The following is a 24,929-nucleotide window of genomic DNA, read 5'->3' on the forward strand; positions in this document are numbered from 1 at the left end:
TTGAAGAGATCGCTCGACAGCTATACGATAAAAGATGCACTTCTGTTCAGCCAGCGTGTCGCTCAGCTAAGCAAAGCGCTTTGGAAATCCATTGAAAAGGATTGGCAGCGCTGGATTAAACCATATGATTTAAACATCAATGAACATCATATATTATGGATCGCCTATCATTTAAAAGGAGCCTCGATCTCAGAAATCGCAAAATTTGGGGTCATGCACGTATCGACGGCATTCAACTTTTCGAAAAAATTAGAAGAACGCGGTTATTTAAAATTTTCCAAAAAAGAAAATGATAAAAGAAATACTTACATACAATTAACAGAAAAAGGAGAGGAAGTGCTGCTTAAGCTTCTTGAAGATTATGATCCATCCAAAAACACCGTTCTGAAAGGCGCGCTTCCGCTGCAAAATCTATACGGAAAATTTCCTGAAATGATCGAAATTACAGCAATTATCCGAAACATTTACGGAGACGATTTCATGACAATTTTTGAACGCTCATTCAATAATATCGAAAATGACTTTGTCATTGAAGACGGAAAAATCAAGAAAAAGAAAGATGTGGAGGAACATTCTTATTTAAAAACTACAGTGAATCAATAGTTCGTTTTAAGTCTTTCATTAATTCAGTATACAGCCCTTGTAAATAAAGGGCATCGATCGTTTCATTGACATCCAGCTTTGGCGTCAGCTGTCCGGCAAAAAGCGTAAGAAGATTTTCAAAATATACAAATCCTTGCGCTTTTTGCTCCTCATGCTCCTTTGCTAATTCATCGCATATGCGAAAAACCTCTTCTATTTCCTCCTTCATAAGCCCTTTTTCCATCACGAGCTTGTAGAAAGGATACATTTCAATATTCATCATTTTCATAAACAAAGACATATAATATTCTAGAGTTTCCAGTCTTCTTTCTAAATCTTTCATTCCATCACATCTTTCTTCGGTTCATAATGGGGGCTGAAAACTCCCCAAAAATTTCCCATAACCCTATCTTTTTTGTCATTATTTTGATATTGTAATAGGTATGAATGGAAGGGGGGATTTCAAATGCTATTATATTTTATCATTTTTGCCGTCTTCATTCTATTTTATATAAACAAACTGACAACTGCTCTTTGTTCCATTCGTGAACTCCCTGAAGAAAAACAGTCAAACGTATTCCGCACCATTAATGTCTTAATTACCATTTTACTAATTTCATCATACATAGAAATTTCCTTTACTTAAAAGTTTTTTTACTTCATTAAAAAAGCCGGCAGAAAACCTCTTCTGCCGACTTTTTTGAAACCATTAATAGATCCAAGCAGCACCAACAATAATTAGTAAGATGAACAATACAACGATTAACGCAAAGCCTCCACCATATCCTCCGCTCATCACGACACCCCCTTTTTGTGTCTTTACGTTATCGTATGCACTGTTCTTTTTTTCGCATAGGCATTTGTCCTTCTTACTGGAATTTTCTTAACCCAAATTCGAAACGATTTTTCCATTACTTGGACAAACAGTTGCAAATCATATAGTTTCATGTCAAAATGTGAGTATATTTGTTTTAGATAGACAAAAAAAGGTAGGAGTTGTAAAGTATGAAAAAATTTGCATTAGCGGTTATCGCAACGGCCAGCTTATTCGCTTTGAATGCATGTTCAAACGGTGCAAATGATGCGGTCGTTGAAACAAAAGCCGGAGATATTACGAAGGACGAATTTTATGAAGCATTGAAAAACCGTTTTGGTAAAGATGTTTTACAAGAACTTGTGCATGAAAAAGTATTAAGCGAAAAATTTAAAGTCTCCGACAAAGAAATTGATGAAGAGCTCGAAAAAATGAAACAGCAGTACGGCTCCCAGTACGATTTAATTGCTCAGCAATACGGAGACAAGGTTTTGAGACAAATCGTGAAGGTCGACTTGCTACGCAAGAAGGCAACAGAAGCGAATATTAAAATTACAGATAAAGATTTAAAAGAATATTATGATTCATTGAAAGGAAAAGTACGCGCCAGCCACATTTTAGTGGAAGATGAAAAAACAGCGAAAGAAGTAAAAGAAAAACTTGATAAAGGCGAAAAATTTGAGGATTTGGCAAAAGAATATTCGATCGACGGATCTGCCTCCAACGGCGGAGATCTTGGATGGTTTGGCAAAGGCCAGATGGTGAAAGAATTTGAAAATGTGGCATTTAAATTAAAAGAAGGAGAAATCAGCGACCCTGTTAAAACAGAATACGGTTACCACATTATTAAAATCACTCAGACGGTAAAACCATTCGAAGAAATGAAAGACAGCCTGAAAGAAGATGTCAAAAAACAGAAAATATCTGATCCGTCATTGATGCAGGAAGCTATTGACAAAGCAATTAAAAACGCAGATGTAAAAGTAAACGACAAAGATCTAAAAGATTTGTTTGAAACCCAAAATTAACATATGGCATATAGAAGAAAGGGGGACTAAAAGCAAAGCTTCGTCCCCCCTTTTTAGCATTCAAAACATGACAGCGTATATAAATGTTTTTTTATCAACCTGCACCAGCTTTGCCGGGTTGACAATGGATCTTTTTATCCGGATTAAAGCAGCTCACGTTTTGTCTGATGTCTTTTGACTGTTTGATGATGTTTTTCCGAAAATCGTCGCGCTCCCGCTGGTCGGATAGAGGAAATTGAAAGCATAGTAGAAAAGCTGACACAATTTTGTTTCTAATTTGCAGATGTCATCTTTTCTTTCGCTCGCTTTTCTTTTTCTTTTTTCATTCTTTCGATATATACATTTCCTTCCCGCTCAATAAAAATTTCTTCTATTTCTTTGTCTTTTTTAGCTGTTTTATATGCCATATATGCACTAAAAATAATTCCAACAATACATAAATATACCCACCACGGCAGAAACGTCATTCCATCTCCTCCTTGCATAGACAAGCTTTTTTATTTCATTTTATGCAAGGGGCTCTATATTATGATTCTCTATCGATGAAATGACGGTTTATAGAATGAGCGATTGTCCAGAGCGAAAATCCGTTCCGTAAATTCTCCCGGCTTGACTCGTTCAAGCGCCCGGTCCAGCATGTTCATTTTTGCATCGATATTATCAATATGATGGAGAATTTCCGCTTCCTTAACCATCGGCATTTTCGGACTTCCCCATTCCGGTTTCCCGTGATGGCTCAATACCATATGCTGCAAAATGACGACCTCTTCGCCGGAAATCCCAAGTTCCTTCGCTGCTTCTCCAATTTCGTTTACCATGATGGAAATATGCCCAAGCAAATTCCCTTCAACTGTATAAGAAGTGGAAATGGGGCCCGACAGCTCAATTACTTTGCCAAGATCATGAAGTATGACCCCGGCATATAATAAATCCTTGTCTAAACTCGGATAAAAGTCAGCAATCGCTTTGGCAAGATCAAGCATGGAAACAACATGATAGGCAAGGCCTGATACATATTCATGATGGTTTTTCGTCGCCGCCGGATATAAGAGAAAAGCGCTTTGATGCTTGTTCATCAAGAATCTTGTTATCCGTTGAATGTTTGGATTTTTCATTTCAAATATGTACTTCGTAATTTTTTCAACCATTTCTTCTTGAGATAATGGCGCTCTTTCTACAAAATCCTGTACATTTAAATTTTCATGCGGCTCTGCCAATCGGATGTTGCGGATTTTCAGTTGATTTCTTCCCCTGTAATGATGGATATCGCCAAATATTTTAACAATCTGTTGAGGCAGATAATTTTCTTCATCTTCTTTGCTCACATCCCATAGTTTTGCTTCAATTTCCCCGGAACGGTCTTGCAAAATTAACGTTAAAAAAGGTTTTCCATTGCTTGCAATACCTTTTGTTACTGATTTTATCAGCAAAAAAAGATCTACCTGCTCCCCAACATTGTAATGAATAATTCCTTTAGCCATCGTATTCTCCTTCCACTTTCCGCCTCGTAACTTATAGTATAGCATACGAACCAAATGTGCGACGGTCTAACAAATATATTTTATAAGTAAATGATTTCTTCGTCTTGAAAGTAAGATAATATATGCTGATGGCAAGTAAACAGCAGCATTTGATGATGATCCGACAGCTGTCTCATAATACTCACAATATTTTTTATGCGCAAATGGTCAAAATTCACAAAGCTGTCATCGATCATTAATGGAAGATGAATTCTCTTTTGCATGCTTTCTGCCAGCGCAAACCGGATCGCCGTGTACAGTTGTTCAGCTGTTCCTTGACTCAGTTCTTCAGCCGTAAAAATAAGCCCGTCTTTCCTTTTCACTGAGAAAGAAGGCGAACCCTCCGCCAGATAAATGTTTTCGTATTCCCCAGACGTTGCTATTCGGAAAAAATATTCCATTTTATGCAACAACTTCGGCATTTTTTCATTTCGAACATAATTCGTCGTATGTTTCAGCATCTCTCTTGCCACTGCCATTGCCGCCCATTTTTTCGCAAGCTTTTTTGCTACAGAACGCTTCATTTCAAACGAATATTTCAACTCAGAATATAGACCTGATAGTTCTATTTTTCTAATCTCTATTTCTGTTTCCGCTAATTTCTTCCGGATAGAATCCTCCATTTTTTCGAGTTCTTCTTCTTTTTCCTCAAGAAATGTTTCTCGCTCTTTCAAAGCCCTCTCATTTTGATAATCGTTCATATCGCTTGATGTCAATAATCCTTTCGTTCGCAGCTGCCCTTCAATCCAGTTTAATTCGGTTTCGATTTTTTCTCTCTCTTTTTTGAGCATTCCTATTTTTCTATATTCTTCCTCGCTTGCTGCTCCGACTGACTGAAACAGCTTCTCTAATTCTCTTTCAATGCTTTGAAAGGTCAAACGAAATTTTGTTTTTTCCTCTTGAACCTCTTTTAGCTGCTTCATCAATGCCTCTTTTTGCGATCGTTTCTTTATATTTTCTTCCATTATTCTTCTCAGTTCTGAATAGCGTTTCTCAATTGAGTCGGCACGAATGTTATAATATTCACACAAAGGATCAAACTTTTTTCTAAACTGATTTAAGTTTTCTTCATACAAACGAACTTTTTCCTCTAACATTCTTTTTTCTCTTATCAGCTTTTGACAGCTTGCGATGCGTTCAAACTGCTCAAGCAATTGTGATCCTTCGGCTTCTTTCGGAAGATGAAAATGTTCATAAAACGGGAAAATTAAATGTTGCAATTGATACTTTTCATGTTCCCATTCGTCATATAACGAAAGAATCCGTTCATAAGCTTGTTCTTTACCTTTATAATTCATCTTCTCGATCTCAATTTTTTGGCGGACTTGCTGATCCTTCCATAATATTTCCTTAATATGCTTCAAACGCAACGTTCTTTCCAAGATTCGGGAATCATTTTGTTTATCAAGTTTTTTCACAAGCTGTCCATGCTCATTTTGTAAATGCTTTAACAGCTCATCATCCTGTGGACGGAAGAAAAAGAAAACAATGATGAAAGGAAGAAACGCTGTTAAAAACAGCCAATTCTTATAAACGAACGAAAGAACAATGGCAAACGCAAAAACAGATAGCAAAGATACAGTGAGAATTTTCCATTTTTTTAATTTTTCCCGATTCTTTTTTTCTCTTTCATTGATTTTTGCTTTTAACTGGGCAATCTGCTCTTTTAAATAATGTTTGTCGGCCGTTTGCGCCATTTCTTGTTCTATGGCTGACTGCTCCTCTATTAATCTTTCCCTTTCAGATGGATCAAGCAGAAAAGATTCGTATTCTTTTATGCGGCGCTCACATTCTTCCAGCGAATATTGGGCACGCTCATATTGTTCATCGAGAAGCTTTTTTCTTTGAAATAATTGTTCATATTTCTTCGCAGCATCCTTTATTTTTTCCTTCATGCGAACAGATGTGTCGATTTTTTTTATAGCATTTTCATCTTGATGGCCGAAAATATAGATGAGCTCCTCATGAATCTGTCCTTCCATCATTTGTTGTTGAACAATGAAAAGTTTTTGCTCTTCTAATTGTTTTTGGATGAGGGGAAATTGGCTTTTTAATTCCTCAAATATTGTCTCGTCAGCTGGACGGCCGTCGATCTTCAAGGCTGATAAGGAATCCTCGATCCCCTTTTCTTTTTCCTGCACCCTTCCCAGCTGTTCTAAAACTTCGTCTCTTCTTGCCGAAAGCTTTTCCAGCCGAACAAACCCGTCCTCCGGGAATTGAATGCCGTCAGGAAAATCTTTTAACAGCTGCAAGCATTCTTTCCGTCTTTCCAAAAGGGGAAGAACTGCTATTTGTTTTTCCACTTTTTTCCGTTCTGTTTTCAGCGTCACCTTCTCGTTCTGGCAGTCCTTCAGCTGCTTCTCTAAGCTGTCCCTTTCTTTGATCAAAAAATTGTAAGCGCGCTGCTGTTCTTTTGCATGTTGCAGTTCTGCAAAGTCCTCCATCAGTTCATTTAACGATCTGTTCAGCAACGGTTTTCGTCCGTTCGGTTTAAACAAATCCTCCTGCTCTCTCTGCAGTTTCTCCTCTAAACGATATAACTGATCAGACCCGAATACACTTGTTAAAAATAAATATTTTCCCAGCTTCTCACGATTCAGCTCATACACTTTTTGCAACCCGAATAAATCAAAGGAAAAAATCGCTTGATATGTTGGTCTGTCGGTTCCTTTTAAAATTTCAGCCAGCTCTTTATCCCCTCCTGTCCGTCCATCCTGGAAATAAAGAGTTACATCCCCCGCTGCGGCTCTCCCTTTTACGCGCTCCACTTTTACTGTTCCGAAATTTTCACATTCGATGATTAATGCCCCGCCGTATTTTCCGCCCGTTTTTGGTTCGAACCGTTTATCCGGATGCTGTTTAACGGGAAATCCGAACAGCATGCTATGGATAAAAGACATCAGCGTCGATTTTCCGGCTTCATTTAAACCGTAAATGACTTGTATGCCATGATCCGAAAATGAAATTTTTTTATCTGCAAATTTTCCGTAGCCATAAATATGCAGTTCTTTTATTTTCATCTTATCACCTTTTTTACGACCGCTTCCATTCTTGCTTAAACAGCTCATAATAAATCATTGTTTTCGCTTCTTTTATCAATTCTTCTTTTTCATTTTCTGTGAAAGATTGAAAGAAACGCCGAAATAAACGATTTTTATATAAAGGCTCCATCGCTTCGTCAAATTGATGAAAATGATCCAAAATTTGTTCAAAATCTTTCGAAATGTAAGAGGAGGAGAAAAAGTCGTCGCTCGGCACGATTTGATGTTGAATGGAAACAATCCAAACGAATTCGTTCTTTCCTTCTTCCTCTTCATTCAATATTTGCGCAAGCTCATCCAAATGATCCTGATCCATAAGATCCCAAAACAATGATGAAGCTCCATCTAGCATAATTGTCAAAAGAGCCGAGCCATTTCGTCTCTGCTGTTCCTTTACCGCTCGAATATGATCATATAGCTCGCTAACAGCAGCTATTTCATTTACAGAGAGCTTGATTTCATTCCAAAGTATGTCAAATACCGGCACAAATCGGTACGCGCTTTTCCCGCCTTCTGCTAATTCTACAAGATACACTCCCTTTTCTCCCGTTTCTTTTTTATGGCGGCCTTGAATATTTCCCGGATAAATAATCGGAGGGTCGGAACGATGTAAAATTTGCCGTTTATGTATATGTCCTAAAGCCCAATAATCAAAATCTTTTTCCAATAAATTTTGAATCGTAAAAGGACAATACGGCTCATGTCCTTCCGTCCCTGACGCGGTGCCGTGAAGAAGACCGATATGAAGCGGCGCTTCGCTTCTTTTTTGAAATTTATAGACAATATTTTCTGTAACCGAACGAGTCGGATAGCTGTAGCCGTAAATGTTGGCTAAAACCTTTCCGTCGCGGACAAACGGTATACATTCTACATCACGATCGGAAAAAATATGAACGTTTTCAGGCCATTGAATATGAACCCAATTACCTCCTGTATGATCATGATTTCCAAAAATAATAAAAACTTGGATGCCTTCTTCATTGAGCCGTTCAAACTGTTTCTTTAATCTCAACTGGGCTTTCAAACTGCGGTCTTCGTCATCATACAAATCTCCTGCGATCAGTATAAAATCGACTTTTTCTTTTGCCGCCAGTTCAATTACACGTTCAAATGCCGTAAAAGTACTTTCTTGAATTCTTTTAAAGATGCTTTCCGGCAAATGCTCAAGCCCTGTGAACGGACTATCTAAATGCAAATCTGCCGTATGTATAAATGTTATGCGGCGAGTCATAGTCTCCCTCTTTTCACTCGTTTCCGGAACGTACGTTTGCTTTTCCATATTATATCATTTTAATGTGAAAAAATACATCCCGGTACCCGGGCCCCTGCCAAAAAATTTTTTAAAAAAAGCTGAAAGGATTTTTTTTCAGGAAAAAGAAATATATTTTTTAAAAAAGGAGGATGTTTGAAATGCCGACATATTTTTTAACTGCGTTTACAAACAAAGGAGAACTGTTTTTAAATGAAAAGTTTGAAGCAAATTCAGAACAAGAGGCAAAAGAAATCGGTTCAGAAATATTGAAGGAGCATCAATGTTTAAATACCGCGCATCGCTTAGTTACTTCTTCTGGCCGGCTTGTTTTATTTCATCGCTAAAACTTAACAGGATTGACAGTCCACAAAACAATGACAGGGGAAGTCTTTCACAACAAAAATACTGCGCGGCATAAGCCGCCCGCTATATTCATCCTGCTCCCCAAATTTTATGAGGCTAATTTAAAATATCTAAATGGATATGACGCTTTTTAGCCATTTACCCGTGTGGAAAAATTGTAGTGGGCATCTAAAATCAGTTTTTTCCTAGTCCCCTGCATTTTGTGGGGGGCATTTTTCTTTCCAAAACTGCCTCTCAAAAATTAGGATGATTTTGGTTCTGGAGCTCACTAAAATCCCGATCACAACAATGCTAATAATGGTCGCGACGACATCATGTTTAAGAACTAAATTTGAAAAAGTAATAGCTAAAAGACCGACTATTCCAATTATGATGAACATCTTATTATCTCCCATTTTGTTCACAGAGCCCCCTTCAATATCATCCCATTAATTTAAAGCTAACATGATGAAACAGATTTATCAGAGGCTGTCCAAGAAGTCCTAAAAATAAAAGCAAGTAGAGAATAGCTCGTATTTCTCTACTTGCTTTTGTATGTTTTGTCTGAAGTCTGCCGGCTACGTTTGTTGCAGGCTAATGGCGCAATCGCTTTTATGATTAAGTCTCGCGATCTCATCTATTAAAATTTGTTCTAAAGTGTTTTTAGGGAAATACGGAAATCGTTCTCCATTTTCGACGTTCCCAAGCTCTTGTTTTCTATCGGGCCCTCCTTTCAACACGACCCGATACGTTGTGGAGCGTAAAATTATCAATTTTCGCCATAAAGAGCGTTTAGCAATTTGATTTTTTCATTTGTATAATGTTTAAAGCCATCGTTATACGATTTCGGATCTTTCGGATTGGCGAAATGAGTGATTTCCCGGGAAACCGGGTCGATCAATTTGCTTGATGCCCCGCAGCCTAATCCGATAATCGTTTGCATTTCTTCCATGATGATTATATTGTATATACTCTCATAACCCTTCCGGGAATATCCGACATTTTCTAAATTTCCTAAAATATTTTTTTGACGGTACAAATAATAAGGCTCATAATGATTTGCCTTTGTCCATTCAACCGCTTTATTCATCATTTTTTCTACTTCGCTTCGTTCAGCTACTTTATATTTTTCTTTGTTTTTTGTCATTTCCGATGCCCGCTTAAAGGAAAGCGTGTGGACAGTCAATGATTCAGGCATCAATTTGGCTGTCTCCTCAAGGGTGAACTCAAATTCTTTTAACCCTTCCCCCGGCAGTCCAATAATTAAATCCATGTTGATGTTGTTGATGCCCATTTCCCTAGCTAAATGAAATTTTTCAATCGTCTCCTCAACTGTATGATGTCTTCCGATTGCTTTCAATGTTTCCTGTATATATGATTGAGGATTAATGCTGATTCTGTCTATGTTCCATTTTTTTAAAACATTCAGCTTCTCTCTTGTAATTGTATCCGGCCTGCCGGCTTCTACTGTGATTTCCCGAATGCGATCAACATTTGGAAAAGATGTATACATTTCTTCATAAAGCATATCCATTTCTTCTGCCGTAATGCTTGTCGGTGTCCCTCCGCCGTAATAAACGGTCGTAATATTGATGCCTCGTTCTTTTAGCCATTCGCCGATCATTCTCATTTCATAATGCAGACCGCCGAGAAAAGAATCAACTTTTCCTTGCTTGCCGCCAATAGCATAGGCAGGAAAGGTACAATATGCACATTTTGTCGGGCAAAAAGGAATGCCGATATAAATGCTTACTTCTTTTGTCAAATTGTAAAGATCAGGAACAACAGTTAATTGTTTTTCTACAATTTGTTCCATGATGCGAATTTTTTCATTTGATACGAGCAAATCTTCTTTTAATTGTTTATAAATTTCTTCATTTTTTCTTCCTTCAAGCTTCTTTTTATGAAAAAGCTTAGTGGGTCGGACACCTGTTAAAATCCCCCATTTTTGCGTAATTCCCGTATACTGTTGAAGAGCTGTTACATAAACATTCAATACCGCCTGCTTCATTTGTTTGAATTGTTCTTTTTCATCTGTTGCGGTAAAGCTTTTTTCTAAAAAAGCTTCATACGTTTTTCCTTCTGCTTTTAGCTCGCAAGCCAACCGAAAATCACTCTGTCTGAATTCGAAATTGAATAATGCTTCGATATCATGTTCAGAAGGTTTTAAAAAAATTTCGGCTTCTTCAAAAAACAAATTAGATATTAACTGAAGAGGCCGCATAAAACGTTCATCATTTATGCCGCTGATTTGAATGCGCATGTGATCACCTTGTCGAATAGAATAAAACTCCTTATAGTGTACTAAAGGGGATTTTTTCAGTCAATACGAAAAAAACATCCTAAGAAGCGGATGTTTTTTATCTGTTTTTAATTTTATTTAAAAATTTAATTGGGTATTGTTTTCGGAAATGCTCTTTTACCATATATGAAACGCCTTGTTCATCATTCGACCTCGTGATCCAGTCTGCTGCCCGTTTTACTTCAAACGGAGCATTCCCCATCGCAACCCCCAAACCTGCCTGCTGGATCATATCCAAGTCGTCAAGGCCGTCGCCGATTGCGACCATTTCATCCAGCTTAATGCCTAAATGATTGCCAAGTACCTGCAAGCCATTCAGTTTAGATATTCCCTTTGGAACAATTTCAATTTTTCCGTCATGAATCTCGATCACATCTACATCATAAAAAGAATCAAGTATCGTTTTTTCCGCCTCTTTCAATTCCTCCTTCGTATCAAAATATACATCAATTTTTGGGGCAGCTACTGGCTCATCAATTAACGCATCAGCAAGAGATTCTACAAATTGAATTGGATAAAAAAGCGGATCTGACGAATTCAATAGCATTTTGCTTACAAGATTTGAAGAGATTTTTTTCCGGTTGCCGATCGAAAAACGCTCATGAATGATTCGAATATTACAATTAAAATATTCGAGCACTTGCACAATATTAAATGTTTTTTCTTCTGAAATTCGCTTCACATAAAGAGGTTCATCTAAACGGTTTCCGATGAACGCTCCCCCATGAGTAATTAAGTGGCTGTCTATTTTGAGCGCCTTTGCAACTTTTTTTGCCGATTGAAAATGGCGGTTCGTCACCAAAGTAATATATACATCCTTTTTTTGAACAAATTCTATCGCATCCTTCGTAGAATGCTGAAGGCGTCCATTTGAACGGAGGAGCGTTCCGTCGATATTTAAGGCAAGCAAGCGGTAGAGCATGTGTTGTCCCCCTTCTCTTGTTGTTAAATTCTATTATGAAAATATGTCCTTGTGAGACAAATTAGAACTTTTGTGTACTAAAGGAAGGGGAAACATTATGACACCGATTCATATTGAACAGAAAACATTTCATTTAGCACTAGGGCAACAGCGCCAATGACCGTCGCTTGATCTCCCAGCTTTGACAACACAATTTCTGTTTTTTTCGCTTGCTCTGTCAAAGCTCTTTGTTCAACCACTTCTTGAATCGGAGTTAAAATAAAATTCTTTGCCTTTGCTAATCCGCCCCCAATAATAATACGCTCTGGATTGAATAAATGGATAATGTTCATGATGGCAATTCCTAAATACCTGCCAGTCTCCTCTAAAATGTCTTTAGCAAGCAGGTCTCCTTCTAATGCAGCCTCATAAATCAGTTCTCCGTTCACATTTTCTATCATTCCGTTTGTCCGTTCTATTAATTTCGTTTTATACCCAAGCGATATTTTGTTTAATGTACGCTGTTTTATCCCTTCAGACCCAACAAGCGCCTCTAAACATCCGTCTTTCCCACACGAACATTTCAAACCGCTGCTTTCTATAAACATATGGCCGATTTCACCCGCTAGTCCGTTCGTTCCATGAAACAGCTTCTTATTTAAAATCAAACCTGCCCCAACTCCATGACTGATCTTAATGCATACAAGATTGCTAATTCCCACCCCGCTGCCAAACCAGTTTTCGCCTATTGCCATGGCACGAACATCATTTTCAATTTTGACAGGAAGACGAAATTCTTTTTCAAGCTCTTTTTTTAACGGTACATTTCGATGCTGCAATTGGGGAGCAAAACCGCTTGAACCTTCATCTGCGTCAATCCTGCCATGAATACCGATGCCAATTCCTACAAATTTTTTTAATTCTATACAAGCTTCATCCATCATAATGTAAAGCTGTTTAGCAATCATTTGGAACAAACGTGAACTCGTCATCTCTTCTTTCATCGTGATTGTTTTATATAAAAGTGTTTGAGCGTTTAAATCCGTGATGGCAAATCGGATTTCCCTCGGGCTGATATCAATACCGAAAACATAAAAATTTGATGAGTTGATTTTCAGCAAAATGGGTTTTCTTCCCCCGCTGGAAGATCCGGTCTGCCACTCTTTTACCAATCCTTCTTCCAACAATTCATTTACAATATTTGTGACTGTCGGAGGTGTTAATTTTGTTTCTTTCGCAATGTCAGATCTTGAAATCGATCCGTGTGTCCGAATTGTATTAAGAATTAAAGATTTATTCAATGATTTCATTAATTGGAAACTGCCGACAATTTTTTCATCTTTCATGACAACCACCCCGAAATATACAGAGGCTCGTAATGTAAACCCTTACATTTTAGTATCTCAATGAATCAAGGTTTTCGCAAGTAATATTTTATTAGAAATTCCTACAGCTCGACGCTGCAAGAGGAAATGAAGAGAGTATGAAAGGGGATTTCTCCCCTTTCATGTTTCATAATTTATTTTTCTAAATAATGGATTTCAGAAATTTTAACAGCTGTTTTTCCTCCAGGTATGTCTAAATCAATCGAATTTCCTCTCATTTCAAGCAGCAGCTGATTACCGATGGGAGATAAAAATGAAATTTTCCCTTGGTCAGGATCAGCTTCTTCAGGAAAACAGATTGTATATGTTTCTTCATCCTCTTCTTCCAAATATACAATTTTCACTGTCGCCCCAATAAAAACTTTTGTGAAAATATCTTCATCTTCTTGATTAAAAAGCTGTTCCAATTCCCTTACATATTGCAAAAACTTTTTTTGATTATTCATATAAAATCGGCCGATTGGAGAAGTTCTGTCATTTTGTTGTTTCTGAAAAAGCGTTAATTGTTCTCGCAATGCCGTTTTTAAGCTGGATAGCGTACTATGGCTCATAAAATATGCCACCTCCTTTTTCTTTAATAAAAAAATGGAAAATGAGTCTTTGATTCATGATCTGTTCCCTCCAATTTTGAAAATGAAAAAAGAGATGCACAAAAAGTACATCTCACTCTAGACTACCAAATATTTTACTTTTTTCAATAAAATCCTTGATTTGATATTCTTTTCTTTTACTATTCACTTTTTTTATAAAGCTCATCAAGCGGCTCCAAAATAATGCTGGTTATCCTCTGTAAAAGCATATTCATGCTTTCCTCTGCTTTCAACAATGCAGCAATCTTGCCGTTTTGCTGTACTAATTGAACGCATTTTTCTGCATGAATAATTTCTTCTTCAGTAATTTCTTTTCCGGTTACTTGTTTTTCATGCAGGTTTAATTGAGTGCTGCGAAAGTTGTGGAAAATGTTTTTCGCTGATTCATCGTGTTGGACATCATCATACAATTTTTTTAATTGAATATATTCCTTGCTTTGTTCTAATGCTTTTTTCAAATCGTACGCGGAATTATATAAAATATTAGACACTCCTAATCCCTCCTCGCTCCGCGAGCCCTTTTAGCTAATATAAAGGATGACAAGGCCGCCTGTCAAAAAAGTTTTAAAATTCCCTTACACCCTGAGGAATTTTTTTTTGGAAGTTCGGGAAGCTACGGTTTCATTTCATGAAGAGGAGAGTTATTAATTGTGCCGATTCTCCTTAGCTTTACGTCAACATCCACATGAACCGGTATATCTTTAAAATGAGAGTGCCAATCTTTTTTAACTTTATGCCAAATCGACGGATGGCTGCGATGAAGGGCTTCTCCAAATCCAAAAATATCTACTTCATATTTTTTCTGGGAAGCTTGAATAGCTGTCAGAATATCTTTTTTAACCTTTTCCTCAGCTTTTTTCTGCAAAAGGTTTATCGTTTCTATTTTCTCCAAATCCATTCGTTCGCATTGAACCTCGGCTACCGCCCCATCTATATGCAGCTGAACGGTGCCTTTAAACTGATGACCGTCAACTTTTGTTTGAATCTTGCTGTTTGTTCGGATCGTTTCAATTGCCACCTTCTTCTCTTTGCATGGCACATTAATGACTGCTCTTTGCACTTTTCCTAATGCATAATGGAGACCATTGCTTTCCTTCTCCGTTAACCAGTCAACTAACTTATCTTTCCTCATGATAGCTACACTACCAAATTTGAGATACGCATCAGCTTTTGTTTTTTCAACATTTTCTATTTTTTCTCCAGCTTCAGGATTGCCTATTATTTCTACACCTATCACATGAGGTTCAATGCCTTTATAAACTAACTCGTTGACAAATTGATTGATTTCTATTGTTTCGATAGGCCCCCATGATTTTTCAGATAACTTTAATGAAGAACTTAATTTATGTGCAGGAATTGTCTCCAGCTGGCTAAGTACTTTTAAAATGTTTTCAGCTCTAGTGTTTTTAGCGATAGAGAGATAAAAATCTGTCCGAAATTCTTTCCCCCTTACTACATAATCAATAATTTCCCCCATTCCTTCTTTTGCTAAATCCTCTCCAATAATCAACATGCGGAGATGACTTGAATAAACGGCTCTTGGCGAGAAAGTTGTCACTTTTCTCATCGCCTCAGACAATGTACGCGCTTTCGACTGGAATGTTCTAACAGGAGCTTTTGTTATTCCCCCTTGTTTTACAGTTGCTACCTGTCCCGGGTTGATCACTTGTATCGTTACAAGTAATTCATCATCTACTTTGTCTATTCCTAATGCTGAAACGATTGCGATGTCATTTAACTCCCTCCGATCCCAGCAGCCTGCCAGCAACATGATGGACGCCAATATGAATAAAAGACTTGTCAACCGCTTATTCATCTATTTCCCCTCACATGACGCTGACGTTTTTTCATTAGAGCTGTACCCAACAGGATGAGAGGAAAAAGAAACCCGATCGTTAAAGAGTACAAAGGCCAAATATTATGTACAAACTCAAAAAAGTGAACGATGTTCGGATGGAAGGCGATCGCATACACAATCAGCATCATAGAAATAGGAAGAGTAATCGAACGATAATCTTTTATTTTAAATAGTTGAGAGAGACCTAAAACAAAAGCATAAAAACTGATGGTTAGCTTATAAAAAATAGATAAAAACCAAATTCCCGCCATAATAACCTCTACGCGTTGAAAAAATTTTCCTATTTCAATTTTTCTTGCCAGGGCATAGCTCGGATATATTTGTCTGGCTGTATTTTCGACACCTAAAACAAGAATAGAAAACATGACAACAAATGTAAGCAGGATTCCTCCAATTATAACGCCTACTAAAAATCCTTTTTCTGCTCCTTTTTGATGATTGACAAAGGGAGCAATCATTAAAAAAACGATTAATTCTAAATACGGCAGACTAATAAAATGATAAAACCCAAATAAAATCGGTTTCATTCCTTCTCCCAATATCGGTTGCAGGTTTCCTATTTTGATTTGAGGCAAAATCGCGATGAAATAGATTGCTAAAAGGATGAATAGCCATAATGAAATGATTTCTGAAGAACGTCCAATCACTTCTAATCCTAAAAGGGTTGCCATAACAACGACTCCCATAAAAACAATATGGATAGCATCGATCGGTGTATCAGGCATCATTTGAGTAGTTGTAAAATCGCCGATTTCCCTGAGCAATTCACCGGATAAAATAAAAGCATACATGAGAAATAATGCAACCGCGAATTTTCCAATCCATTTTCCGAGCAAAAGCTCGCATATTTCTACAAGAGTCATATTTGGAAAAATTGAATATATTTTAATGTACATAAGCACTAAAAGAATGGAGATGATGACCGTAAAAATGGTTGCTATCCAAGCATCCTGTTTCGCATCATTCACTAATGCAGTAGGAGCAACGAGAATTGAACTTCCAATCGTAAATAATAAAACTAACATTTTATATTGATTTGCTGTTATTTTCCCGTTGTCTAACATACCTTCACCAACCTCTTATTGAAATATTTTGTTCACTGCTTCGCTTAGCGGCTGGTAGATCCATGTGAGCAATTCAATCGGATTTGGAATAGGAAAATTAATGCATCTGGCAATACTTAATCCTGTTCCTAAAAAAAGAAAAATGATAAACACAATAAAATCCTTCCAGAGCTTATGTTTTAATAGCAGCAGAGCTTCGATTATAAAAATACATGCAGAAACGAAAAGAATGCCGATTATGTTCCACATTCATTTAATACCCCTTTAGGTAATCTATTTCTTCTTTCGTTGATTTTCGTTTTGAAAAAGTGATTTCTCTCTTTTCGTATTTTGCTGTGAACTAAAAACTCGTGGTCGAAAAATAAGCAGACGGCGGGGCAGACGAATAAAAACGTCCTTTTGATCTGCCAGCGTAAACGGAGCCATTGGACTTAAATAAGGGACGCCAAATGAACGAAGACTGCTCAAATGAAGAACTAGCGCCACCAATCCAAGGATAATTCCGAACAAACCGAAAGATGCGGCAAGCCCCATAAAAACAAATCGTAACATCCGCACGGTGATCGCTAGGTCATACGAGCTGACCATAAAACTTGAGATAGCTGTAAATGCTACAACAATTACCATTGCGGCGGAAACAATTCCCGCGTCTACTGCTGCCGTCCCGACAACTAATGTTCCAACAATTGAAACGGCTTGTCCGATAGCTCTTGGCATTCGAAGTCCTGCTTCCCTTAAAATTTCAAGCATAATTTCCATTAGAAATGCTTCAATAAATGCGGGAAACGGAACGCCTTCCCTTTGGGCGGCAAGACTGATCAAAAGCTGTGTCGGCAGCATTTCCTGATGAAAAGTTGTAATAGCAACATAAAGAGACGGTGCAAGGAGCGCAGTGAAAAAACCGAAAAAACGGAGAAAACGAATTAATGAACTTATATCTGCGCGTTGATAATAATCTTCAGGGGATTGCAGAAATTGCACAAAAATTGACGGTACAGTTAAAACGAAAGGAGTGCCGTCCACTAAAATGGCTACGCGGCCTTCGAGAAGATGTCCTGCCACGATATCAGGACGTTCCGTATTATAAATAGTTGGAAATGGCGTGTATGAGTCATCTTGAATCAGCTCTTCGATATAACCGCTCTCTAATATTCCATCAATATCAATTTGTTCAATTCTGCTTCTGACCTCCTGCACCACTTCTTCTCTCACAATCCCTTTAATATACATAATGCTGACTTCCGTTTTTGTTACTTTTCCGACTTTTTTTGATTCAATCCATAAACGATGGTCTTTTATCTTTCTGCGAATAAGGGAAGTATTGACACGCAAATTTTCCGTAAATCCTTCCCGAGGACCGCGAATAGTTGTTTCAGTTGTTGTCTCTTGGACTCCCCTCTCCTTTCCGCCTTTCATTTCAACGGCAAAGCCTTGTTCGTATCCATCGAATAATAAAACAACTTTTCCAGACAGAACAGCATTCGTGATAACGTTGAAATCATGCACATCTTCAATCGAACCGACGGTCAAGACCATTTCTTTTATATAATTGAGCAGCGTCAAACCTGCCAGATCTTTCAGATCCACTTCATTTCTTCTCAATTCAAACATTAACGATTCCATAACAAAATTATGATTCGCTTCACTGTTAATCAAACCGTCCGTATAAATAATCCCGACGCGGATTTCCCCTTGTCTTCCTATTCTTATTTCCCTTGTAACAATGTCGCTGCTGTTGCCAAATGCTTCTCTAATTTTTTTTAAGTTTTCATGCAAGCTGCGTTTGAGCGTTTCATTGCTTTGCGGTTGCTTGCTGCTATCTTGCTTTTCCTTGTCTGCTAATAGCTGTTCAAATGACTTTTTATCGATCGATTTCTTAAAAAATTTTAAAAAGCTCATGCCGAATCCCCCTAACGGTTTTTGAACCTTTTACTTGTAAAGTGCCCAATTGTTCTTTTAATATGTAAAAAATCCCATGAAGCAGGCGGTTTGCCTGTTTTCATGGGATTAAATAAACAGAATGATAATCGATTGTACGAACCCGATTATACCACCAAGGAGAGCGCCTAAGTAGGTAATCATTTTAAATTCCCTTTTGGAAATAGTCAGTACAACTTCTTCGAGACGTTCAACCGAGAAGGATTCTACCTGTGCCGTCACAATTTCATCGATATCGAAAGCTTTCATAATCTGTTCCACACTGTTTTGCAAATAAAGAACAGAGCTGGAAATGACGGCTGGCAGCATTTTTTCCATAATTGCTTGTTTATACGGCTGGATAAGCTCTGAAATTGGTTTATCCAATGTTTCGTAGATACGTATTTTTTCCGAAATAAGTTTTGCAATGGACAAGCTTGTCTTTTCTTTGTCCATCCTGCTTGTAAACTCAGAAACCGGCATATCAAGCAATCGGCTCCATTCTTTAAAAAGAATGGAAGAAATCAGATCAATCGTCCCTTGATGACGAAAAAACTTTGCTGCTTCTAATTGAATTTTATCTGCGATATTCAAGTTTCCTAAAAACATTTGAATCATGCCGCCAAACGTTCCTTTTTGTTGAAGAAAGTCATCGATCATTCTTTGCAGCGCTTGTTTCCCTTCATCACTTTCAACATATTGAACGCCTTTCATTGCAATCCATTCTGCAAGACTAGGAATTTGCAATTCGATGTTCTTCTTCCATTCTTGCGGCAAAAAATGACTGACTTTTTGATCTGTATTGAAAAAATGAAGTATGCTTTTTTCAATCGCTCGTTCAAGTCGGGTGGCAATCATTTCCTTGCTGTTGGATACTCCATACTCTTCCAGTAATTCCGTTAAAGTTTTTTGTTTGGCAAGCCAAGCATCTATCGATTGAAGCAGGAATGATTGTATTTTCTGCTGGAAGGAGACCTCCTCCATTTTCTTTTTGATTCCTTCTGGTGTAACTAAATGCTCGATCACCATTTTTCCTAGCTGCCTAGCCAGCTCATCCCGGCGTTTCGGAATAAGGCCTGGCGTAAAGGGAAGCTTTTTTCCAAACAAATAGATTGGTCTATATGGGCGAAAAAGCATTTTAATGGCAATGTAATTCGTAACACCGCCAATAAATGCACTAATTACGACCATCATAGCTGATGTTAATATAAATTCCATTTGCATCTTCCTCACTGTTTATTCACAAGATCAACTGCCAGACATACGATATCATAGCATGATTTACCTAAGTTAATATTATAAATCGGTTAACATTTGTAAGCAAACGGGGTAATTCAAATGGCAGAAACAAAAATTTTAATGATTCCACTCGAAGAAAAAAACGGTTTCTATATGGAAATAAGCGATTCTTTGCAAAAAGCTTTGACCCTTCCACTGATCCAAACGTTTTCCTTACATTGCGGCCAAGAAACAGTTAAAACAAAAGCCTCCTTCATCCGAAACGAAAAAATCGTTCTTTATGCCAGTGAAGAGATTTACAACGCTCTTCATCTTCCTATAAAATCTTTAACGCTTCGTCTTCAGTATGATAAATTCACCAACACCTTCAAACTTGGACCGGTCATTTGTGTATTGATTGATTCTATTCAGGACGATGAAAAAATCCAGTTTGGAAATATTGATGATTTTTGTAAAGAGATGGCGAATTACTGTGCGGAAATTGGCGCATTTTTTTGTATTTCAACATTAACTGATCTGCAGCAAAATCAGAAGAAAGGGTTTCATTTATCTCATCAAAATTGGAAAAAGGAAACCATTCCTTGTCCTGACGTGATTTATAATCGGATTCGATCAAGAAAATTAGAGTATTCTCAAAAATATTTGAAGTTTTTGCAATTTGCAGCTGCAAACGATATACCGGTGTTTAACCACCGCTACTTAAACAAATGGGAAATTCATAAAATTTTTGCGTCCAACCAGCATCTTCTTCCCTACCTTCCAAAAACGATGCTTTTAACAAAAAAATCAGATTTGCAAGTGTTTGTAAATGATTTTCAAGACGTATTTATTAAACCGATTAACGGCAGTCAAGGGAGAAGAATTATTCGCTTGAAAAATAGAAACGATCTTTTCGAAATATACTTTACCCATCCCGGTAAAAGCGAGCAGCCAATTATTTTTCATTCCTTTCAGGAAATGTATAAACATCTCTTTCCATATCTCAAAAGAGAACCGCATATTATTCAGCAGACAATCGACACAATCAAATTGGATAATCGACCGCTTGATTTCAGGTTTCTATGTCATAAAATCAATCATCAGGACTGGAAAATAACCTCTTCTGTCGCCCGCCTTTCCGCTAAAGATCAATTTGTTAGCAATTTAGCTAAAGGTGGAGAGCTGTATAAAATTAAAAAAATCTTATCTGACATTTTTGATAAAAGCACTTGTTTACATCTTTGCAGCATTCTTTCGGAAATAGCACTGGAAGCCGCCAAAACAGTTGAAATGAACGTGGAGGGAGAATACGGGGAATTTGGAATTGATATGGCTGTAAGCGAAGATCAGAAACCATGGATTTTAGAAGTCAATACAAAGCCATCTAAAAATATTGAATACTCTCTCAATCCTTCCATTCGTCCGTCTGCCAAAGCAATCATCCGTTATTGTTACTTGATAAGTGGTTATGATGTTTCATAACGATTCATATAATAATTGGGTAAATATAGATAAACGGAGGCAGGCGGATATTTGTGGCAGAACCTCTTTTGTCTTTCGGATTTTTAGTCAATAAATATTTTCATGAAGCAGCCTATTTTAAAAATATTTCAAAAGCGGCAAAAAAATTGAATATGAAATGTATTATGTTTCGCCCGTTGGACGTACAATTTGCAAATGGGACGTTAACGGGATTTACATTCAATTTGACATCTAATAAATGGGAGCGAAGTACTTTTCAGCTTCCACATTATATTTATGACCGCTGTTTTTATGGCAAAGATGCTGCTTCCATTCAAAACAAAAAAGCCGTTCAAAAATTAAAAATACAACAAAATGTTTCTTTTCTAGGCTACGGATTCCCAGATAAATGGAAACAATATAAAACATTAAAAACTGATCCATTCATTTATCAATATCTTCCTGAAACAGAATATTTCCATCATCCCGATCAAGTTTATACATTTTTGCAATCATATGAGGAATGTATCTTAAAACCAATTCACGGCAGTTCAGGAAAAGGAGTGCTTGTAATTAAAAAGGAAAAGGAGACGCTATTTCTATACTTTTTCATTGGAGCGAATCAAAGGATCGTCCGTTTGAAACATTTCAATCAATTGAAACCATTTCTTGCGAAGAGACAAGTTGACTCATACATTCTTCAACGATTGCTCCCTTTAAAGGACAAACAGCAGCGTCCATTTGACTTGCGCATTTTATTTCAAAAAAACGAGTTCGGTCAATGGATTATGCAAGGAAAAGGAATTCGAATCGGTCAAAAACATACGTATGTATCCAACTTGTCAAAAGGCGGTTCTGTCGTTTCCCTTGAACAATGGGAAAAAGATATTCCAAGGCAGCGATTGAACCATATTTATAACCAAATCGAACAGCTTGCTCACCATCTTCCGCAAAAAATTGAAAAAAATTTTGCTCCTTTATTTGAGCTTGGTGTGGACATCGGCATTGATTTGCAAAATGAAACGATATGGATTTTAGATATTAATTCTAAACCAGGGAGAAATGTCGTTTTAAAAACAGATCCTGCGAGAAAAACAGTTCTGTACGAAGCTCCTGTCCGCTATGCCCGCTACTTGCAACATTCTCTACAAACCGGGGTGGAAATAAATGATTTATCAAATTAAACAGGCAGACCACCTAAACCAAACCGTATTGCTTCCTAGCTCTTTTTCCCATGTAACGATCGAAGCGATCTCTTTCGGCAAACGGAAAATAGCGTGCCGTTCTATTCTCCATGACGAAGACAGCCAAAGCATTTATATTTCAAAAGATATTGCCGAATCTCTGCTTTTACCTAAAAATATTAGGATCAAAGCTTTAGTCCATAGTGAAACGCTATTTTTAGGCCCCGTTGTCGGCATTTTCACAGCAGGTTTTTATAAATCCCTTTTGCGCCCATTGGGCGACAGATCGATATTTTTTTCAAAATTAGTGGTCAACGGCTGTTCAACAGGCGCTTTTTGTTTTGTATTTGGGATACATCAAATTCATTGGGATTTAGAGATGATTGAAGGCTATACATTCAATGAATCCGGATGGGTAAAAATAACCGTTCCATTTCCAAATGTCATCTATGATCGTCTTCCAAATCGGAAGGTAGAAAACTCAGACTACTTTCAGTCTGCGAAAAAAAACTTATTTATGCGCTCAATTCCGCTTTTCAACTCAGGCTTTTTCAACAAATGGGATGTCCATCATATTTTATCCAAAGATGAAACAGTAAGGCATTACTTGCCGGAGACATATCATGCTCCGTCCATAAAAACAATTGAACAGCTGATTAACCGCTTTCAAACGATTTATTTAAAACCTGAAAACGGAAGCCTTGGCCTAGGAATATTTAAGCTGGTGAAAAATCGGAAAAATGGATCAATTCTTTGCTGCTATTATGATGAGAACGGAAAAGGCCAGTTGAAGCTGTCCTCTTCTATTGAAGGCTTTTTGCAGCATTTTTTTACACAGCGATCATTAGATCAATATATTGCTCAACAAGGCATTTCTCTTCTCCACTCGAGTGGAAATCCTGTCGATTTCCGCGTGCACACAAACAAGAACGAAAACGGAATCTGGCTTGTCAGTGCAATCGCTGCGAAATTGGCGGGAAAGGGAAATCCTACAACACACGTAAAAAACGGAGGAACAATAAAATCTTTGCATGAATTATCATTGCCGCTGAATAAAGAGGACATTTACCGTTCACTTTCCACCGCGGCCCTTTCTATTAGCAAGGCGATTGATCGCAAAATGGACGGTGAAATCGGAGAAATCGGTTTTGATTTCGGCATCGACAATAACGGGAACATATGGCTATTTGAAGCGAACTCGAAGCCTGGCCGCTCCATTTTTATGCATAAAGATTTGCAGCAAGAAGACCGGCAAACATTGCGCTTTCCATTCCAATATGCCGAATATTTAATGAAAAAAACAATTTCAACTGAGGAGATCTATGATGCCCCATGAAATGCTCGTCGGAATTTTAGCTGGTGATAACGATCGAAGCGGTTCTTTTTATGGAAACATTTCGTTATTTAAAGCTATACAAAGACATTTGGCTGAGCAGCACAGTTCAAGCTTTGTTTTTACACCTTCTGGCATGAAAGAAAAATCGATCGTCGGCTATATATATGAACCGAACGAAAATCGCTGGTTGAAAAAAAAGTTTCTATATCCAGATGTTGTCTATAATCGCTATCCGTTTCGCGATACAGTTCAAAAAACAGATTTCGTTTTCCGCTCTTTAAACAAAAAAAACATCCCATATTTCAACAGACATTTTTTTAATAAATGGGATGTCATTACTTGTTTGCAAAAAAATAAGCACCTTCTTCCTGTCATACCTGAATCGCAATTAGTAACATCGAAACAAGATTTTTATACATTTTTTGAAAAATACCCCTCCGTTTATTTAAAGCCTGTTGGACAAAGCCAAGGGAAAGGAATCATTAAAATAACAGCCGAATCCAAACATAACTACATTATCAAAACGGTAAATTCTATAAAAAATGAATCTCCATTGGAAAATATTTGGAAAGAAATAAAACATTTCATTTTAAACGAGCCGTATATGATGCAGCAGGAGATCGTCTCCGATCAGATTAACAATCAGAAATACGACTTGCGCATTCTCGTTCATTACAGTCAAAACCAATATGTTATTTCGGGAATTGGCGTGCGCGCATCTAAAAACATTACAACACATGTAGTACATGGAGGCACTATCCTTCCCTTCTCCTTTGTCAAAAACCGTGTCGATACAAAAAAACTGGAAACTATTTGCCATGAAATTGGCAGCACACTCTCTCAATGTTTTCAATTCATTGGGGAATTTTCTATTGATGCTGGAATTGATACAAAAGGAAATATTTTTATTTATGAGGTTAATTCGAAACCGATGGTGTTCGATGAAAAAGACATATTCCAAAACGGAATTGTCCAGCTAAGCAAATTGTTCCATCATTTAGCAAAAAATCAAATCGATTCCAAAAAAACTTGATAAAAACGGATGCACAAGCCACAAATTTTTGTAATCATCCATGATATCATACATTCTTTTTATAATTTTACCTTTTCCTGAGCAACCTAATGAATAATTCC

25 protein-coding genes are annotated in these 24,929 nt (G+C 37.4%); 8 read left to right on the forward strand and 17 right to left on the reverse strand.

Features of this window, described 5'->3' with window-relative positions; genetic code table 11:
• Complete coding sequence (locus NSQ84_RS13955; protein WP_066248920.1) at window positions 1–603, forward strand: HTH-type transcriptional regulator Hpr; 603 nt, start codon at window positions 1–3, stop codon at window positions 601–603.
• Here NSQ84_RS13955 and NSQ84_RS13960 read toward each other — a convergent pair.
• The gene (locus NSQ84_RS13960; protein WP_144597108.1) at window positions 587–925 is read right to left on the reverse strand and encodes a DUF1878 family protein; all 339 of its coding nucleotides are present in this window, start codon (window positions 923–925) and stop codon (window positions 587–589) included. The genes NSQ84_RS13955 and NSQ84_RS13960 overlap by 17 nt on opposite strands.
• Window positions 926–1,048: 123 nt before the next feature.
• Here NSQ84_RS13960 and NSQ84_RS13965 point away from each other — a divergent pair, with 123 nt between their 5' ends.
• Window positions 1,049–1,228 carry a hypothetical protein gene (locus NSQ84_RS13965; RefSeq protein WP_066248923.1) on the forward strand — a complete coding sequence of 60 codons (180 nt, stop codon included), beginning with the start codon at window positions 1,049–1,051 and terminating at the stop codon, window positions 1,226–1,228.
• Window positions 1,229–1,291: 63 nt separating this feature from the next.
• On the opposite strand, the gene NSQ84_RS13970 is transcribed toward NSQ84_RS13965, so the two are convergent.
• The gene (locus NSQ84_RS13970; RefSeq protein ID WP_063387309.1) at window positions 1,292–1,378 is read right to left on the reverse strand and encodes a YjcZ family sporulation protein; all 87 of its coding nucleotides are present in this window, start codon (window positions 1,376–1,378) and stop codon (window positions 1,292–1,294) included.
• A 209-nt stretch (window positions 1,379–1,587) separates the two neighbouring features.
• On the opposite strand from NSQ84_RS13970, the gene NSQ84_RS13975 reads away from it, so the two are divergent.
• Window positions 1,588–2,424: a peptidylprolyl isomerase gene (locus tag NSQ84_RS13975; protein WP_094244627.1), complete on the forward strand. Its 837-nt coding sequence runs from the start codon at window positions 1,588–1,590 to the stop codon at window positions 2,422–2,424.
• 272 nt (window positions 2,425–2,696) lie between these two features.
• Here the strand turns inward: NSQ84_RS13975 and NSQ84_RS13980 are convergent, their stop codons facing one another.
• The 4 genes from NSQ84_RS13980 to NSQ84_RS13995 form a co-directional block, all read right to left on the reverse strand.
• Window positions 2,697–2,891, reverse strand: coding sequence for a sporulation YhaL family protein (locus tag NSQ84_RS13980; protein ID WP_063387307.1), 195 nt, complete (start codon window positions 2,889–2,891; stop codon window positions 2,697–2,699).
• 69 nt (window positions 2,892–2,960) lie between these two features.
• Complete coding sequence (gene yhaM, locus NSQ84_RS13985) at window positions 2,961–3,905, reverse strand: 3'-5' exoribonuclease YhaM (RefSeq protein WP_066248928.1); 945 nt, start codon at window positions 3,903–3,905, stop codon at window positions 2,961–2,963.
• 80 nt (window positions 3,906–3,985) lie between these two features.
• Window positions 3,986–6,964 (reverse strand): AAA family ATPase, encoded by a 2,979-nt coding sequence (locus NSQ84_RS13990; RefSeq protein ID WP_327873351.1) that lies wholly within the window; start codon window positions 6,962–6,964, stop codon window positions 3,986–3,988.
• A 13-nt stretch (window positions 6,965–6,977) separates the two neighbouring features.
• Window positions 6,978–8,216 carry a DNA repair exonuclease gene (locus NSQ84_RS13995; protein WP_165381992.1) on the reverse strand — a complete coding sequence of 413 codons (1,239 nt, stop codon included), beginning with the start codon at window positions 8,214–8,216 and terminating at the stop codon, window positions 6,978–6,980.
• A gap of 179 nt (window positions 8,217–8,395) precedes the next feature.
• On the opposite strand from NSQ84_RS13995, the gene NSQ84_RS14000 reads away from it, so the two are divergent.
• On the forward strand, window positions 8,396–8,581 hold the full coding sequence (locus NSQ84_RS14000; protein ID WP_130158916.1) for a YhzD family protein: 186 nt from the start codon (window positions 8,396–8,398) through the stop codon (window positions 8,579–8,581).
• Between the two features lie 204 nt (window positions 8,582–8,785).
• Here the strand turns inward: NSQ84_RS14000 and NSQ84_RS14005 are convergent, their stop codons facing one another.
• The 11 genes from NSQ84_RS14005 to NSQ84_RS14055 all read right to left on the reverse strand — a co-directional run bounded on the left by NSQ84_RS14005 (window position 8,786) and on the right by NSQ84_RS14055 (window position 19,814).
• Window positions 8,786–8,980, reverse strand: a complete 195-nt coding sequence (locus NSQ84_RS14005) for a hypothetical protein (protein ID WP_311066419.1) — start codon at window positions 8,978–8,980, stop codon at window positions 8,786–8,788.
• A gap of 368 nt (window positions 8,981–9,348) precedes the next feature.
• The gene (locus NSQ84_RS14010; protein ID WP_130158840.1) at window positions 9,349–10,842 is read right to left on the reverse strand and encodes a coproporphyrinogen III oxidase; all 1,494 of its coding nucleotides are present in this window, start codon (window positions 10,840–10,842) and stop codon (window positions 9,349–9,351) included.
• Window positions 10,843–10,939: 97 nt separating this feature from the next.
• On the reverse strand, window positions 10,940–11,803 hold the full coding sequence (locus tag NSQ84_RS14015) for a Cof-type HAD-IIB family hydrolase (protein WP_094244621.1): 864 nt from the start codon (window positions 11,801–11,803) through the stop codon (window positions 10,940–10,942).
• A 95-nt stretch (window positions 11,804–11,898) separates the two neighbouring features.
• The gene (locus NSQ84_RS14020; protein WP_130158842.1) at window positions 11,899–13,128 is read right to left on the reverse strand and encodes an ROK family transcriptional regulator; all 1,230 of its coding nucleotides are present in this window, start codon (window positions 13,126–13,128) and stop codon (window positions 11,899–11,901) included.
• Between the two features lie 173 nt (window positions 13,129–13,301).
• On the reverse strand, window positions 13,302–13,718 hold the full coding sequence (locus NSQ84_RS14025; RefSeq protein WP_063387297.1) for a GreA/GreB family elongation factor: 417 nt from the start codon (window positions 13,716–13,718) through the stop codon (window positions 13,302–13,304).
• 179 nt (window positions 13,719–13,897) lie between these two features.
• A complete protein-coding gene (locus NSQ84_RS14030) occupies window positions 13,898–14,248 on the reverse strand; it encodes a YlbF family regulator (RefSeq protein ID WP_066248950.1) in 351 nt (116 codons plus the stop codon).
• Window positions 14,249–14,370: 122 nt separating this feature from the next.
• Window positions 14,371–15,573, reverse strand: a complete 1,203-nt coding sequence (locus NSQ84_RS14035; RefSeq protein WP_311066422.1) for a Ger(x)C family spore germination protein — start codon at window positions 15,571–15,573, stop codon at window positions 14,371–14,373.
• Window positions 15,570–16,679 (reverse strand): endospore germination permease, encoded by a 1,110-nt coding sequence (locus NSQ84_RS14040; protein WP_311066423.1) that lies wholly within the window; start codon window positions 16,677–16,679, stop codon window positions 15,570–15,572. Before NSQ84_RS14040 ends, NSQ84_RS14035 begins: the two co-directional genes overlap by 4 nt.
• 15 nt (window positions 16,680–16,694) lie before the next feature.
• Window positions 16,695–16,928 carry a hypothetical protein gene (locus tag NSQ84_RS14045; RefSeq protein ID WP_066248956.1) on the reverse strand — a complete coding sequence of 78 codons (234 nt, stop codon included), beginning with the start codon at window positions 16,926–16,928 and terminating at the stop codon, window positions 16,695–16,697.
• Between the two features lie 24 nt (window positions 16,929–16,952).
• A complete protein-coding gene (locus tag NSQ84_RS14050) occupies window positions 16,953–18,578 on the reverse strand; it encodes a spore germination protein (protein ID WP_311066424.1) in 1,626 nt (541 codons plus the stop codon).
• Window positions 18,579–18,686: 108 nt separating this feature from the next.
• Window positions 18,687–19,814, reverse strand: a complete 1,128-nt coding sequence (locus NSQ84_RS14055; protein ID WP_311066425.1) for a DUF445 family protein — start codon at window positions 19,812–19,814, stop codon at window positions 18,687–18,689.
• A gap of 120 nt (window positions 19,815–19,934) precedes the next feature.
• Here NSQ84_RS14055 and NSQ84_RS14060 point away from each other — a divergent pair, with 120 nt between their 5' ends.
• Genes NSQ84_RS14060 through NSQ84_RS14075 form a run of 4 tightly spaced genes read left to right on the forward strand, consistent with a single transcriptional unit; the run spans window position 19,935 to window position 24,828 of the window.
• Window positions 19,935–21,296 (forward strand): YheC/YheD family protein, encoded by a 1,362-nt coding sequence (locus tag NSQ84_RS14060; protein ID WP_130158442.1) that lies wholly within the window; start codon window positions 19,935–19,937, stop codon window positions 21,294–21,296.
• A gap of 53 nt (window positions 21,297–21,349) precedes the next feature.
• Window positions 21,350–22,459, forward strand: a complete 1,110-nt coding sequence (locus NSQ84_RS14065; RefSeq protein ID WP_066248962.1) for a YheC/YheD family protein — start codon at window positions 21,350–21,352, stop codon at window positions 22,457–22,459.
• The gene (locus NSQ84_RS14070; protein WP_130158445.1) at window positions 22,443–23,795 is read left to right on the forward strand and encodes a YheC/YheD family protein; all 1,353 of its coding nucleotides are present in this window, start codon (window positions 22,443–22,445) and stop codon (window positions 23,793–23,795) included. Before NSQ84_RS14065 ends, NSQ84_RS14070 begins: the two co-directional genes overlap by 17 nt.
• Window positions 23,785–24,828 (forward strand): YheC/YheD family protein, encoded by a 1,044-nt coding sequence (locus tag NSQ84_RS14075; protein ID WP_165381968.1) that lies wholly within the window; start codon window positions 23,785–23,787, stop codon window positions 24,826–24,828. The genes NSQ84_RS14070 and NSQ84_RS14075 overlap by 11 nt, the downstream gene beginning before the upstream one ends.
• Window positions 24,829–24,929 lie beyond the last annotated feature (101 nt).

It is taken from the genome of Aeribacillus sp. FSL K6-3256, assembly GCF_037965805.1.
Taxonomy (GTDB): Bacteria; Bacillota; Bacilli; order Bacillales; family Aeribacillaceae; genus Aeribacillus; species Aeribacillus composti.

Coding starts and splice junctions, on each gene's coding strand:
- NSQ84_RS13995 (WP_165381992.1), bottom strand. CDS start 8,216: ATGACTCGCCGCATAACATTTATACATACGGCAGATTTGCATTTAGAT.
- NSQ84_RS14055 (WP_311066425.1), bottom strand. CDS start 19,814: ATGGAATTTATATTAACATCAGCTATGATGGTCGTAATTAGTGCATTT.
- NSQ84_RS14020 (WP_130158842.1), bottom strand. CDS start 13,128: ATGAAAGATGAAAAAATTGTCGGCAGTTTCCAATTAATGAAATCATTG.
- NSQ84_RS14045 (WP_066248956.1), bottom strand. CDS start 16,928: ATGTGGAACATAATCGGCATTCTTTTCGTTTCTGCATGTATTTTTATA.
- NSQ84_RS14060 (WP_130158442.1), top strand. CDS start 19,935: ATGGCAGAAACAAAAATTTTAATGATTCCACTCGAAGAAAAAAACGGT.
- NSQ84_RS14040 (WP_311066423.1), bottom strand. CDS start 16,679: ATGTTAGACAACGGGAAAATAACAGCAAATCAATATAAAATGTTAGTT.
- NSQ84_RS13990 (WP_327873351.1), bottom strand. CDS start 6,964: ATGAAAATAAAAGAACTGCATATTTATGGCTACGGAAAATTTGCAGAT.
- NSQ84_RS14025 (WP_063387297.1), bottom strand. CDS start 13,718: ATGAGCCATAGTACGCTATCCAGCTTAAAAACGGCATTGCGAGAACAA.
- NSQ84_RS13970 (WP_063387309.1), bottom strand. CDS start 1,378: ATGAGCGGAGGATATGGTGGAGGCTTTGCGTTAATCGTTGTATTGTTC.
- NSQ84_RS13960 (WP_144597108.1), bottom strand. CDS start 925: ATGAAAGATTTAGAAAGAAGACTGGAAACTCTAGAATATTATATGTCT.
- NSQ84_RS14075 (WP_165381968.1), top strand. CDS start 23,785: ATGCCCCATGAAATGCTCGTCGGAATTTTAGCTGGTGATAACGATCGA.
- NSQ84_RS14005 (WP_311066419.1), bottom strand. CDS start 8,980: ATGTTCATCATAATTGGAATAGTCGGTCTTTTAGCTATTACTTTTTCA.
- NSQ84_RS14050 (WP_311066424.1), bottom strand. CDS start 18,578: ATGAGCTTTTTAAAATTTTTTAAGAAATCGATCGATAAAAAGTCATTT.
- NSQ84_RS14070 (WP_130158445.1), top strand. CDS start 22,443: ATGATTTATCAAATTAAACAGGCAGACCACCTAAACCAAACCGTATTG.
- NSQ84_RS14000 (WP_130158916.1), top strand. CDS start 8,396: ATGCCGACATATTTTTTAACTGCGTTTACAAACAAAGGAGAACTGTTT.
- NSQ84_RS13980 (WP_063387307.1), bottom strand. CDS start 2,891: ATGACGTTTCTGCCGTGGTGGGTATATTTATGTATTGTTGGAATTATT.
- yhaM (WP_066248928.1), bottom strand. CDS start 3,905: ATGGCTAAAGGAATTATTCATTACAATGTTGGGGAGCAGGTAGATCTT.
- NSQ84_RS14035 (WP_311066422.1), bottom strand. CDS start 15,573: ATGAATAAGCGGTTGACAAGTCTTTTATTCATATTGGCGTCCATCATG.
- NSQ84_RS14015 (WP_094244621.1), bottom strand. CDS start 11,803: ATGCTCTACCGCTTGCTTGCCTTAAATATCGACGGAACGCTCCTCCGT.
- NSQ84_RS14010 (WP_130158840.1), bottom strand. CDS start 10,842: ATGCGCATTCAAATCAGCGGCATAAATGATGAACGTTTTATGCGGCCT.
- NSQ84_RS13965 (WP_066248923.1), top strand. CDS start 1,049: ATGCTATTATATTTTATCATTTTTGCCGTCTTCATTCTATTTTATATA.
- NSQ84_RS13975 (WP_094244627.1), top strand. CDS start 1,588: ATGAAAAAATTTGCATTAGCGGTTATCGCAACGGCCAGCTTATTCGCT.